Here is a 13,249-nt window from a genome sequence, read left to right as displayed (position 1 = left end):
AAAATATGACCCAGCTTAGTTTGTTCGATTCAGAAGACCTGTATGAATTTCCAAAAGATCTTCTTGAATACAGAGAACATTTTCTGGATCAGGAAGAAGCTGACCGGCTTAAAGCTCATCTGCTTGAAACTGCTCCCTGGAAACAAAGAACCCAAAAAATGTATGATAAGATGGTGCTGACACCGCGCTTAACGGCATGGTATGGAGATCAGGAAAATACCTATCCTTCGGGTAATGGTGAGCTGGAGACTAATCCGTGGACTCCCGAACTTCTTTCTTTAAGACAAAGAATAGAAAAAACATTTGGCTATCAGTTCAATTCCGTATTGCTTAATCTTTACCGGGATCATAATGACTCTGTTGCCTGGCATCGGGATAAGGAAAGCAGATATGGAAGCCGCCCGGTGATTGCATCAATAAGTTTAGGTCAGACCAGAAACTTTGATTTCCGGAAAAAAGACCATCATCAGAGTAAATACAGCCTGCCTCTTCCTCATGGTTCATTACTGATTATGAAAGGAAATCTGCAGGAGAACTGGGAACATCGGATTGCTAAATCTGTAACCTCGATGAAGCAGCGTATCAATCTTACATTTCGGTTGGTTCGTCAATTGTAGAATATTCATTTATAATATTTTATGATTGGTGGAGTGTGTTTGCAATATCTCTTTTGGCAGATAAATTGTTGCATTTATAAAAGAAGTTCTTATTGGCTTCATTTATATCACCATTTAAAATTTAATATTATGAAAAATCTTGTAGTAACACTTTTTGCGGTGGCTGCTTTGACGGCCTGCAAAAAAAATGAACCGACATCGTCCAGCCACTCCCCGGAAAGCACAACAATGTCTCCTCCAGCTGAATCCGGCATGACAGTGAGTGATTCCACCAAAATGGCAGAACCAAAAGACCAAACCACCTCTCTCAGTGATCAGGATAAAAAATTTGCAGATGCAGCAGCAAAAGGAGGGCTGATGGAAGTGATGATGGGAGATCTGGCAGCAACCAATGCTGAAAATCCAGCTGTAAAATCTTTAGGAGCGATGATGGTCACAGATCATACCAAAGCGAATGATGAGCTCAAGAAATGGGCTTCGGGAACAGGCTATACCTTACCTGCAGGTCTGGATGCTGAAAAGCAGAAGATGTATGATGATCTGAAAGCTAAGAAAGGAAAAGACTTTGATAAAAAGTATACCGATCTTATGGTCAGTGATCATAAAGAAGACATAGAAGAATTCAAAAAAGAAGCAGCGGAAGGAAAAGAATCTTCTCTGAAATCCTTTGCAGGTAAGACGCTTCCTACATTGGAGCATCATCTGAAAGAATCAGAAAAAGCTAAAAATGCTGTGAAATAATATGACCTGCATCATAAAAAGGACACAGGATATTTGATAATTTTGAAAAGGATTAAATATTATTTTGTTCTTGATTAATAAAGCTCCTCTTTTGTAAGGGGAGTTTTTTGTTGATTATTCTTTCTTTTTATATTCTTCAATTTTCTTAAACTGGTTGTAAGAGCTTTTTAGATTGCGAAGCTGTTCGGCCACAATTTTATTACTCTTTTCACTAAGATTACCATAGCCCAGAGCATTCTCATAAGTTTCTATGGCTGCTTTTTCTCCAAACACTACATTTTCCAATGTAGATTCTACCAGATTTCCCATGGTAAAAGAATTTTTAATGTCAATCCATGTTCTGTGAATAGCTCCTGCGATAGATGGTGAGTCCTCCGGAACGCCCTTTCTTTCAGTGATTAGATTAATGAGTTCATTTTTCATAATTTTCGACTGGGAAATCATATGGTCATATTCATCCTTTACATCAGGATACATTTCCCATACTTTTCCTTCAACTTTTTCAAAACCTTCAATTCTGTCATTGGTAATGTGAAGCAAGTCGTTCAGTAACGATATTTCTTGTCGATTATCCATAATATATACTTTTTAGATTAAACATAATATTGTACTAAATTATCATTTACTCAGCAGCATCTTTATAATCCTGATCATATAGTCTGGCGGATGATTTTCTTATATGAGCTTATTTATTTTTAATAAAAAAAATGGGTTAACAGGATAAATAAAATTCCGATATTCTTTCTTTTTACGGAAAAAAAACAGGACCTTTGCCCCCAACAATGGGGTGCTACTGGTAACAGTGGCTGAGATGATACCCAGGAATGTACTTCCACACCTGATCCGGATAATGCCGGCGTAGGGATTGCTTACTTATCATCTCATCATTTGATTTTTAAATTAATATGATGCAGGAAATTTTAAAACAGATTACCTTGCCTGAATGGTTCGGAGTCTTATTTTCAGTAATTCAGGTCTTACTGGCCCGTAAAAACAATGTCAATAACTATCTTTTCGGAATTGCCGGTATTCTGCTTACATTGTATGTGATGCTTACCTCAAAACTGTATGCTGAATTTACCTTAAACCTTTATTATCTGATCATGAGCATCTACGGATGGCTGTACTGGAAATTCGGGAAACAGAAATCTGAAATGGAGATCTCTGTCACCTCAACTTCTGAAAAGTGGATTGCCGGAGGAATTGTGCTGGGAACTTTTAGCTTATTCTGGTTTTTTCTTACTCATTTTACAGACTCGGATGTTCCCGTTTGGGATTCCTTGGTAAGTGCTTTTGCCTGGGCCGGAATGTGGCTCATGGCAAGAAGAAAAATTGAAAACTGGGTGATTCTCAATATCAGTAATATTATTTCCATACCCTTGCTGCTGCATAAAGAATTGTATCTCTATGCTGTGTTAACATCATTCTTATTTTTAGTAGCAATCTCCGGGTATATGGAATGGCAAAAAATCATTAAAACCAAAGCTAATGCTCAATATTAAAGACATCAGAAAAGAACTTCAGGGAGCTTCTGTAATTTCTGATAAGGTGATACAGCATATTCATGAAAAAGGATTGCTGAAGATCTGGGTACCGAAAAAATATGGAGGTTTAGGATATCGTTTTGAAGAAGGCCTTAAAGCATTATTTGGCTGGGCTGAAACCGATGGAAGCTTTGGCTGGATGCTGACACTCTGTGCCGGAGCCAATTATTTCTCAAGAAACATAAAACCTGAAATTGCTCAATTACTGTTTACCAATTCTGACATTTGTTTTGGAGGAAGCGGAATGGTTGGCGGAACTGCAGAAAAGCAAAATGATAACACCTATATTATTAATGGATTATGGAATTTTGCCACAGGAGCTCCCCATCTGACGCATTTTACACTGAATGCCACAATTACAGAAAAGGGCAAACCTTTATTAGATCACGAAGGCAATGAGATGATTCATTCCTTTATTATTCCGAGAGAGCAGGCTGAAATCATCCCTAACTGGAAATCTATGGGAATGAAAGCCAGCGGTACTTATTCATTTACCATTGAGAATGTTGTGGTCAACGAAGATTACAGCTTTGTGTACGACCATTTCTTCACGGATGATATTCTGGACAGCGTTCCTTTTCGGGTTTTTGCTGATCTGACCCTTTTGGTGAATTACCTTGGAATGGCTTCTCATTTTATTGAAGAGGCAAGGCTTATCCGTCCTCAGATCCATTTCAAAAACTTTGCAGAATCTGTTGAAAAGCATCTGGAAAAGGTGTTAAATATTGCCCGGAATATTGAAAATATTCTTGCTGATAATAAAGAGATTTCAGCAGATCAGCAAAATGAGATTCATACTTATGGAACAGAATTGACAAGTCAATTATCCCACCAGATACTTACTGTTTATACACAGCTTGGAATCCGGGCAACAGCTACTGATTCTGTAATTTATCAGATATTCTGTGATTATTTTACAGCAGCAATGCATTCTAATTTCAGGCCTTCAGCTGATGATTTAGATTTTTCTTTTTGAGGTAATCTAAACCTGTTAAAAGACAGTCACTCTTTAGTCATTATGGTCATGAATTTAAACTTAATATGAATTTAATATGATTGACATCCCTTTTAGATACTTTTGCATCATTGAGTTATAGGTTCAAAGACATTTAAAGGATGGATCATTTTAAAGAAATATATTCCGGTTACAAGCACAGGGTGTATTTTTTTGTAGCAAAATACCTTTCGGAAGAAGAAGATATAGAAGAAATTGTTCAGGATATTTTTATGCATGTCTGGAAGTACTTATCCAAAACCCACTCACCTTCAGAAATTGAAGCACTTATTTTTAAATCTGCCAAACAGGAAATCTCCAACTTCTATCGTAAAAGAAAAATGATCTTCGTTCCACTGGAAAATTCCCCGGAAAATCAGGATGAAGAAAGCTCTGAAATCGAAAAGCAACTGCAGCAGGAAGATCAATTAAAAAAAATAGAAAGTCTTCTGGAACAAGTTCCTGAAAAGAGCCGTGAGTTTTTTATCCAAAACAAAATCCAGAATCTCAGTCTTTTTACCATCGCGCAGGAAAATCATATTTCCAAAACAGCTGTTGAAAAACATGTCAACAAGGTTTTGAAATTTCTAAGGACCAACTTGAATTTTTGGTTTTAACCTTTTTTGTTATATTGATAACAAGCTTCATTTCAAATCTCTTTCCGACGAATGAAGAATCCCATGTAAAGCCTGGATTCTTCATTTCACTGCGTTACATTCAGAATGACAGAGTCATAATAATAGATAGCAGGATTAATTTAAAATCGTATATAATTACCTTAATTAATTTAAATAAAATCAATTTCAACTTTAACGGAATATCAACCCATATGAACAAATCGTTAAATCAAAAAAATAGAGGTTGACGATTCTACACTTCCTGCGTATTCTCTAATAAAGATCAAAAAAGAGTTTATGGATTTCGACAATCAATGGAAATCAGTTAAAGAAGAAAACCGGAAAATGAAAGATTCGGCAGATCAGCGAATCTGGAATGGACTTGAGAGCAAAATCAGATTCAGAAAGAATACAAAACGATTTTTATTGGCTGCGGCTGTTCTTTTGCCTTTATTTACACTGATTACTTTGTTTTCTACAGGAAATGAAATGAAATCTCCTGATCATCAGCAAATAGTTTTCAGAACAGAAAAGGTTCAAAAAGAATTTATACTATCTGACGGAAGTATCATTACACTGGAACCTGAAAGTGAATTGAAGCTGACTGATGGTTTCGGAAAGAAAACCAGGAATGTCTCTTTTAAAGGAAAAGCATTTTTCAGTGTTGCTAAAAATAAAGCGCTGCCGTTTATCATTGATGCCAATGGATTTAAAGTAAAAGTGTTGGGAACCCAATTTTTGCTTGATCAGAGATCTGCAGACAAGAAAGTCTATCTGAAAGAAGGGAAAGTAAAAATTGATTACAAAGGAAATACAACATTTCTTCTGCCCAAAGAAACCTGGCTTGCTGACAAGGACGGAGCCGAGAAACATTTCTACGATCAGGATGTTGTAAAAACATTTGATTTTAATGAAATGAAATTCGGGGAGGCCATTTCTCAATTGGAGAAGACCTACAATGTTTCTATAGCCTATCCTCAGCATTACAAGGAGAATGTAATAAACGGAAACATCACCGGAGATCTGGATAAAGTTATTAAAACAATAGGATTTCCATTTAATCTTACCGCAGGAAAACAATCAGCAAATCATATCATTTTAGAAAAATAATGCACCAGTAATTGGGGTTACCGATGCATTGAAAATAAATCAGTCAATAACAACTAATTTCAGCAAAGCTATGAAAAAAACAACAATTAGCATGATGTTGTTGGGTCTTTTGTGTGCGCCACATTTTACCTATGCAGAGGCTAACAAATGTTTTCAACAGTCCGTTATTCAGCGGAAAACGCCTTTGATTAAAATCTTTGAAAAACTTTCAAAAGAGCATGGCGTAAAATTCTTTTATTCGGTTTCAGACCTGAAAGATATACAGGTGGATGAATCACAAGTCAACTATCAGTCATTATTAGCATCTTTAGACTATCTGAAGAAGAATATCGGTCTTGATTTTAATGTAGATCAAAAAACGGTGACGGTTCGTCTCAATGCAAGAGCGATGGCAAAAATTCAGAGAACCAATGCTCAACAGTCTGCAGAGTATATAAACCCAATTAAAGACACGATAAAATCAAGAGAAAAAAATATTGATGAGGTTGTTTTGGTGGGCTACGGGAAGCAGAGTAAGAAAAACAATTCCGGCTCTATTTCTTCTATTGATGAGAAGCAGATGAAAGGAGTGGCTTCCAGTAATTTTGGAGATATTATTGCAGGAAAAGCAACCGGAGTTCAGATTACCCAGGCCAATGCAAGTCCGGGAAGTTCGCCTTCAATACGGGTGAGAGGTATCGGAACATTGACGGCAGGTTCCAATCCTTTGATCGTTGTAGACGGGCTGCCATTAACTGAAGGTTCTAATCTGAATGCTATTGATCCTAATTCTATTGCCAAAATTGATATCTTAAAAGACGCCGCTTCAGCCGCAATCTATGGTTCCAGAGGAGCAAACGGAGTGATTATCATTGAAACAAAGCAGGGAAAAAAGGGGAGAATGGCTGTTTCTTTCGATTCCTATTACGGAATGCAGATGAGAAGCGATAATGTGAAACTGGTCAACGCTTATGATATGGCCACTTTTCTGAAGGAAGCAAGAGACAACAATTATCTTTCTAAAGGGAGTAACAGAAGTATTTCCGATAATAATGCCACAAGAATAAGCAAAGGAGCTTCTTTAAGAGAATTAATTCCCGATTATTTAGCACCTTACCTCGCAAAGGAGCCGGGACTAACAGATACCGACTGGTTGAATACTGTCATGAAGCCAGCACCCATCAGCCAGACTTCACTGAATATTACCGGAGGAAGTGATAAGAGCAAATATGCTTTTACCATGAGTTATTTTAAACAAAAAGGACTCGTTATCGGGACAGATTACGAAAAATTTTCTACCAGTATCAACCTTTCAACTGAGCTTACAGATAAATGGAAAATAGGGGTAACGATGACGCCGTCTTACGCAACGGGTACAATCAATGCTGCAGAAAATTCAAGAAGTTATAATCCTTTGCAGATGGCTACGGCAATGTATCCTTTTTTTAAACCTTATAATAATGATGGAAGTCTTGCCATTTCTCAGCAGATTCTGGGAAATACAGCAACGGATGGAGCTTTGGTAGAAAATCCTGTGGCCGTTCAGGAAATGACCAACAGAAAATATACATTATTTAAAACATTCGGGAATATCTTCACTGAACTCGAATTGTTAAAAGGTCTGAAATACAGATTGTCCGTAGGTGGAGATTATTCCAATTACGAATACAATTTCTTCGACCCTTCTTCGGTAGGAGCGTACAGAGCAGCAGCTCCGGATGTGACTTTTGCCAACAGAACAGAATATATCCGCAAAAATTATTTAATAGAAAATTTACTTTCATTTGATCAAAAATGGGGTTCTCACCGGGTGGATGCCATTGCCGGGCAGTCTTTCCAGCAGGAAGATAATACACAGCTTTTAACTGAAGCTACCGCATTTCCTGATAACAGTATCCGGAATATTGCAGGCGGAACTTCATTTAAAAATACATTAACGCAATACAAATGGCGGCTGATGTCTTATTTTACCAGAGTTAATTACACGTTTGACAATAAGTATAACCTGATGGCTTCCTATCGTAGAGACGGTTCTTCACGTTTCGGAAAAAACTCTAAGTGGGGAAATTTCTATGCATTTTCTGCAGGCTGGACCGTCAGTAATGAAAATTTCTTTCCTGAAAATAATTTCGTGACAGATTTGAAACTTAGATACAGTCTTGGAAGCAACGGAAATAATCAGATTCCTAATTTCGGGGCACTTTCATTGATGAATCCTGATAATTATAATTTTGGAGGAACTTTAGTGCCGGGATACACAACGGCAACAGCTCCCAATCCGAATATTTCCTGGGAAAAGTCCAGATCAAACAATTTCGGGATCGATTTTTCTTTGTTTAAAAATATCCTGAACATTTCTGCAGATTATTATATCCTGAACAGAGACGGTTTGTTGTTGGATGTTCCCGTTCCGCAACAATCCGGTTTCAGTACCTCACTTCAGAATATCGGTAAGATCAAAAATTCCGGTTTTGAATTACAGATTGCCTCAAAAACGTTTACCATTGCTAAAGATTTTACGTATTCCGGGAGTTTTAATTTCTCAACCAATAAAAATGAAGTGTTAGCGCTTGCAAACGGCCAGAACCAGATTATCACGGGTGAGAATAACTTCTCTGTAACCAAAGTAGGAGGTTCAATTGGTGAAATGTACGGCTACAATATCCTTGGAATCTATAAAACTCAGGAGCAGATCAACAATTCGCCACATATTACCGGAACGATGGTAGGGGATTATATTATGGAAGATCTGAATGGTGACGGAAAAATTGACGTCAATGATAAAAGAAGCTTTGGAAGCGGTGTTCCGAAATACATTCTTGGTTTTAATAATAATTTCAGATACGGGCTTTTTGAGCTGAGCTTCTCCTTATACAGCGAAATTGGTAAGAAAATCTATAATGCGGATGCCGTAACCACTTTAGAATCAGGAGAAGGCTTCGGAATGGCTTCACAGTATTATTTTGACAACCGCTATAACGCAGTTACCAATCCTGATGGCTTTTTCGGGATGCCGAATATGAACTTCTCCAACAACAGGAAAGAGGCCAGAACATCAAATTTATACTTTAAAAATGCAGATTATGTGAGACTGAGATCGCTTCGACTGGCTTTTAATTTCCCTAAATCTATGCTTGAAAATATCGGGATAGAAAACGCACAGATCTATCTGGTAGGAAACAACCTTTTCACGCTGTCAAAATACAAGGGAATGAACATCGATGCTACTTCGGACAATGTTCTTACACAGGGATTTGATCAGGCATATTATCCGGTCGCTAAAATTTATTCTATGGGCTTTAACCTTAAATTCTAAAATCATGAAAAAAATATTCATTACAATATTCAGCCTTTCGGTGATGTGCTCGTGCTCGTCTGATCTTTTGGATGTCAACCCTGAGGCACAGAAAGTTTCATCGCAATTTTATACCAATTCTTCTGAAATTGAGCAGGGTATCATTTCAGTTTACAGCGCTCTTCAGTACACAGGACAATATCAGCTGGCAATGCCGGCTTTGGGTGAATTACCTTCAGATAATACTTATGATGAGGTTCCTGCCAATGATTCTTTTACGTATGGTGAACTTGATTTTTTTACAATTCAGCCTAATAACAGCCTTATTGCAAGTGCCTGGAAAGATCATTATATCGGTATTCAGCAGGCGAATATTATTCTGACGAGGATTGGAAAAATTCCTGATATGACGGATGCCCTGAAGAATACAAGGATTGGCGAAATGAAATTTCTTCGGGCGTTGATGTATTTTAACCTCGTAAGAATTTATGGTGATGTTCCGTTGGTTTTAAAAGAAACTACGAATGTTAACGATTATTTCGGGCAGCTAAGAACTCCTGTTGTTGAGGTGTATTCTGCTATAGAAAAGGATTTGAAAGAAGCTATTGATCTTTTGCCTGCAACAACCTCACAAAAGGGGAGAGTAACTAAAGGAGCTGCGTTGGGAATTATGGGTAAAGTGCTTTTAACACAGAAGAAATTTGCTGAATCATTGACTTATTTAAATCAGATTGAATCGTTAGGTTACCAGCTTTTACCGGATGTCAATAAAATTTTTGATGTTACTAATGAAAATAATGCTGAAATTATTTTTGATGTACAGTTTACTTCCGGATTGAACGGAAATTCGGAGGGTAGTACAGCGTTTCAGATGTTCAGCCCTTCCGGATCGGTTTCCGGGGCCAAAGGACACAATCTTCCGACCAAAGAAGTCTACAATCTTTACTCAGCCGGAGATACCAGACGTTCGGCATATATAGGACTTACTTCAAACGGAATTCCTTTTAGTAAGAAATTGGTGAAAACATCGAATACCATTGCAGATGGAGGAAGCAACTTTGTGGTGCTGAGATTAGCCGATGTGTTCCTGATGATGGCAGAGTGTTTTGCAGAGCAGAATGACATTTCCAATGCGAATTTATATCTGAATAAAATTAAAACCAGAGCAGGAGTTGCTGCTGTAAACCTTTCAACAAAAGATCTTCTGCTGAATGAAATTGACCGCGAAAGAAGACTTGAGTTTGTAGGAGAGGGCCACCGTTGGTTTGACCTTTTGAGAACAGGAAAAGCAATCCCGGTGATGACTGCTCATTTTGCTAATAATCCGGGTTACAGTACCGCACAGATTAAACCTTATCATCTTCTTATGCCTGTTCCGCAGGGGCAGATCAATACAGATCCAGCCATTAAACAAAATCCCGGATATTAATTAAACATTTGAAATTATGCTAAACAATAAATTATTACAAGTATTTCTTCTGAGTTTTTCTTCACTGTTCATTGCGCAACAAAAGAAAATTTTACTTTCTGATTTTCCTGATGATAAAGTAATGGTGGTTGCCCACCGCGGTGATTGGAGAGAGGCTCCGGAAAATTCAGTATGGGCCATAAAAAAGGCTATCGAAAAAGGAGTGGATATGGCTGAAATAGATCTTGCCATGACCAAAGACAGTATTTTGATCCTGATGCACGATAATACGATCGACAGAACGACAACAGGAAAAGGAAAACCGTCTGATTTTACACTGGAAGAAATCAAAAAACTGCATCTGAGAGACGGACTTGGAGTGGAAACGCAAATGAGAGTTCCCACGTTACAGGAAATTCTGGAAATCTCAGACGGAAAAATTCTTCTGAATCTGGATAAAGGTTTTGATTACATCAAACAGGTATATCCCTTGGTGAAAAAAAGAAATATGCTTGATCAGATTTTGTTTAAAGGTCATGAATCCTACATAGAATTCAATCAGAAATATGGCGACATTAAAAATGATATTCATTATATGCCGATTATCCAGTTAGGTAAAAGTGAAGATCTTAAAAAAATATCAGATTATATCAAAAACTATAAAATTTATGGCTTTGAATTTACAGTAGGAACAACGGAAAAGAATCTGATTGATTTTAAACCTTTAAGAGAAAAAAAGATCAAAGTATGGGTCAATTCATTGTGGCCGCATCATAATGCCGGAAATAATGATGATCAGGTCCTGGATAATCCTGATGTTTATGATTGGTATATTAATAAAGGAGTCAACATTATTCAGACCGACCGTCCGAAAGAGCTTATCAATTATCTGAAACGTAAAAACCTTTATTATTGATTAATAAGGTATGGCACAAAAAGATTATAATATGACAAAAACAAAAGGTGGACTGAAATAGTCCACCTTTTTTTATAATAGGTATGTTCTGTTATTAAGACTGGATAAATTCCAAAAGATCTTTATTGATAGTTTCATGCTCTGTAGTCGGCATTCCGTGAGGGAAACCTGGGTAAGTAATCAATTTACCGTTCTTTAATAATTTTGCTGATTTTATAGCAGAATTTTCGATAGGAACAATCTGATCATCTTCTCCATGTAAAACCAAAACCGGAATTTCAACGGCTTTCAAATCTTCTGTAAAATCAGTTTCAGAAAATGCTTTAATACCGTCGTAGTGAGCAACAATTCCACCCATCATTCCTTGTCTCCACCAGTTTCTCTGAATTCCGTCTTTGATGTTGGCTCCTTCTCTGTTGTATCCATAGAAAGGGAAAGTCAGATCAAAATAAAACTGGTTTCTGTTGTTCAGAGTCTGCTCTCTGATTCCATCAAAAACTTCCATTGGAACGCCATCAGGATTGTTTTCACTTTTTACCATTACCGGAGGAACAGCACTGATTAATACCGCTTTTTTTGCTCTGCCATTGGCATATTTATGTACATATCGGATTACTTCACCACCACCTGTAGAGTGTCCAATGTGAACTACATCTTTCAAATCAAGAAATTCTACAAGTTCCGCAGCATCAGATGCATATTGTTCAATAGTGTGGTTATAGATATTCTGGCTTGAACGGCCGTGGCCTCTTCTGTCATGGGAAATTACTCTGTAACCTCTCTGTAAGAAAAAGATCACCTGTGCATCCCAATCGTCAGATGATAATGGCCATCCGTGGTGAAACATTAATACTGGTCCTTGTCCTTGGTCTTTGTAAAAAATCTCAGTTCCGTCTTTTAATGTAAATGTGCTCATAGTTTTAAATTTTTAATGTTAATTGTTGATTTATGTGATAATTTTTTGTTGTCTTATTTCTTTAGCAAATGTAGGACAGTTTGAGTTCATTGAAATTAATCTAGTTTAATTTCGTTCATATTTAATAAAAAATTTTTATTGGGATTTTTGTCTGCATTCTTTTGGAGAACCAAATTTTTACAGAAAAGGCACTAACCAAAGATAGTTAATGCCTTTTTTACTGTCATTCCAATATATATGCTTCTCCAGAACGAGCTGCTTGACTATTCAGTTTAATTGGGATTATATTATTCTATCCATAGATGTCCCATAGAATACGTTTTGGCTTTACCCGCTACAATCACTCTTTCTTTTTTATTTTCACAATAGAGCTGTCCGCCTCTTTCAGACAGCTGACGGGCAAAAAGCGTATCTTTTCCTAATCTTGAAGACCAGAACGGAATGAGCGAGCAGTGTGCAGAACCGGTTACAGGATCTTCGAGAATAGATGACTGCGGCGTAAAGTATCTTGAAACAAAATCACTGTCTGTACCGGCAGCTGTTACCACAAGACCACCAGGATCCAGATTGATAAGGTCAAAAACAGATCTTTCAATGTTGATATTTTTGATGTCGTCCTCAGAATCATACACCAGAATATAATCTCTTGATTTGAAAACTTCTTTGGGCTGAATATTGAGCGATCTGGACAAGATTTCCGGAAGAACAGCAGCTTCAGGCATTCTTGAAGGAAAATCCATATAGTAAACACCATCTTTAACCTCAACTGTTAATTCACCGCTTTTAGTTTCAAAAACGATTCTATTGCTCTCATAGTTTAAGATTGAGATCAGGCAATGCGCTGTGGCCAAGGTGGCATGTCCGCATAAATCCATCTCTATTTCAGGGGTAAACCATCTCAGATGAATCGTACTGCCGTTATTGATAAAGAAAGCTGTTTCTGCTACGGCATTTTCACGGGCAATTTTTAAAAGCAGCTCATCGGGTAACCAGGTTTCTAAAGGAACGACACAGGCTGGATTTCCATGGAAAATTTTTTCAGTAAATGCATCTATTTGATATAATTCTAACTTCATAATTGATAAAAATTTCTGTCTCTAACGAAGATACTT

At 37.2% G+C, this 13,249-nt stretch carries 12 protein-coding genes and 1 riboswitch; of the genes, 9 read left to right on the top strand and 3 right to left on the bottom strand.

Annotation, left to right across the window (positions count from 1 at the left end):
• Positions 1–5: 5 nt before the first annotated feature.
• On the top strand, positions 6–617 hold the full coding sequence (locus ACLMCG_RS02575) for an alpha-ketoglutarate-dependent dioxygenase AlkB family protein (RefSeq protein ID WP_413958681.1): 612 nt from the start codon (positions 6–8) through the stop codon (positions 615–617).
• Positions 618–746: 129 nt separating this feature from the next.
• On the top strand, positions 747–1,358 hold the full coding sequence (locus ACLMCG_RS02570) for a DUF4142 domain-containing protein (protein WP_413958680.1): 612 nt from the start codon (positions 747–749) through the stop codon (positions 1,356–1,358).
• 114 nt (positions 1,359–1,472) lie between these two features.
• On the opposite strand, the gene ACLMCG_RS02565 is transcribed toward ACLMCG_RS02570, so the two are convergent.
• Positions 1,473–1,934 (bottom strand): PA2169 family four-helix-bundle protein, encoded by a 462-nt coding sequence (locus tag ACLMCG_RS02565; protein ID WP_413958679.1) that lies wholly within the window; start codon positions 1,932–1,934, stop codon positions 1,473–1,475.
• A gap of 197 nt (positions 1,935–2,131) precedes the next feature.
• Positions 2,132–2,240, top strand: a riboswitch (TPP riboswitch).
• A gap of 23 nt (positions 2,241–2,263) precedes the next feature.
• On the opposite strand from ACLMCG_RS02565, the gene pnuC reads away from it, so the two are divergent.
• The 7 genes from pnuC (at position 2,264) to ACLMCG_RS02530 (ending at position 11,221) form a co-directional block, all read left to right on the top strand.
• Positions 2,264–2,860, top strand: a complete 597-nt coding sequence (gene pnuC / locus ACLMCG_RS02560; protein WP_223598738.1) for a nicotinamide riboside transporter PnuC — start codon at positions 2,264–2,266, stop codon at positions 2,858–2,860.
• Positions 2,847–3,878 carry a hypothetical protein gene (locus ACLMCG_RS02555; RefSeq protein WP_413958678.1) on the top strand — a complete coding sequence of 344 codons (1,032 nt, stop codon included), beginning with the start codon at positions 2,847–2,849 and terminating at the stop codon, positions 3,876–3,878. Before pnuC ends, ACLMCG_RS02555 begins: the two co-directional genes overlap by 14 nt.
• 140 nt (positions 3,879–4,018) lie before the next feature.
• Positions 4,019–4,513, top strand: coding sequence for an RNA polymerase sigma factor (locus ACLMCG_RS02550; protein ID WP_413958677.1), 495 nt, complete (start codon positions 4,019–4,021; stop codon positions 4,511–4,513).
• Between the two features lie 297 nt (positions 4,514–4,810).
• Entirely contained in the window at positions 4,811–5,623 is an 813-nt protein-coding gene (locus ACLMCG_RS02545; protein WP_413958676.1) for a FecR family protein, read from the top strand.
• Positions 5,624–5,693: 70 nt separating this feature from the next.
• The gene (locus ACLMCG_RS02540) at positions 5,694–8,918 is read left to right on the top strand and encodes a SusC/RagA family TonB-linked outer membrane protein (RefSeq protein ID WP_413958675.1); all 3,225 of its coding nucleotides are present in this window, start codon (positions 5,694–5,696) and stop codon (positions 8,916–8,918) included.
• Between the two features lie 4 nt (positions 8,919–8,922).
• The gene (locus tag ACLMCG_RS02535) at positions 8,923–10,326 is read left to right on the top strand and encodes a RagB/SusD family nutrient uptake outer membrane protein (RefSeq protein ID WP_413958674.1); all 1,404 of its coding nucleotides are present in this window, start codon (positions 8,923–8,925) and stop codon (positions 10,324–10,326) included.
• 16 nt (positions 10,327–10,342) lie between these two features.
• Entirely contained in the window at positions 10,343–11,221 is an 879-nt protein-coding gene (locus tag ACLMCG_RS02530; RefSeq protein WP_413958673.1) for a glycerophosphodiester phosphodiesterase family protein, read from the top strand.
• Positions 11,222–11,315: 94 nt separating this feature from the next.
• Here the strand turns inward: ACLMCG_RS02530 and ACLMCG_RS02525 are convergent, their stop codons facing one another.
• Positions 11,316–12,137, bottom strand: a complete 822-nt coding sequence (locus tag ACLMCG_RS02525) for an alpha/beta hydrolase (protein WP_309435599.1) — start codon at positions 12,135–12,137, stop codon at positions 11,316–11,318.
• 287 nt (positions 12,138–12,424) lie between these two features.
• Positions 12,425–13,213, bottom strand: coding sequence for a PhzF family phenazine biosynthesis protein (locus tag ACLMCG_RS02520; protein WP_413958672.1), 789 nt, complete (start codon positions 13,211–13,213; stop codon positions 12,425–12,427).
• Between the last annotated feature and the right edge of the window lie 36 nt (positions 13,214–13,249).

It is taken from the genome of Chryseobacterium sp. S90, assembly GCF_047444895.1.
GTDB lineage: Bacteria > Bacteroidota > Bacteroidia > Flavobacteriales > Weeksellaceae > Chryseobacterium.
Note: the sequence above shows the minus strand (reverse complement) of the source record. Positions and strands in the feature narration are given on the sequence as shown.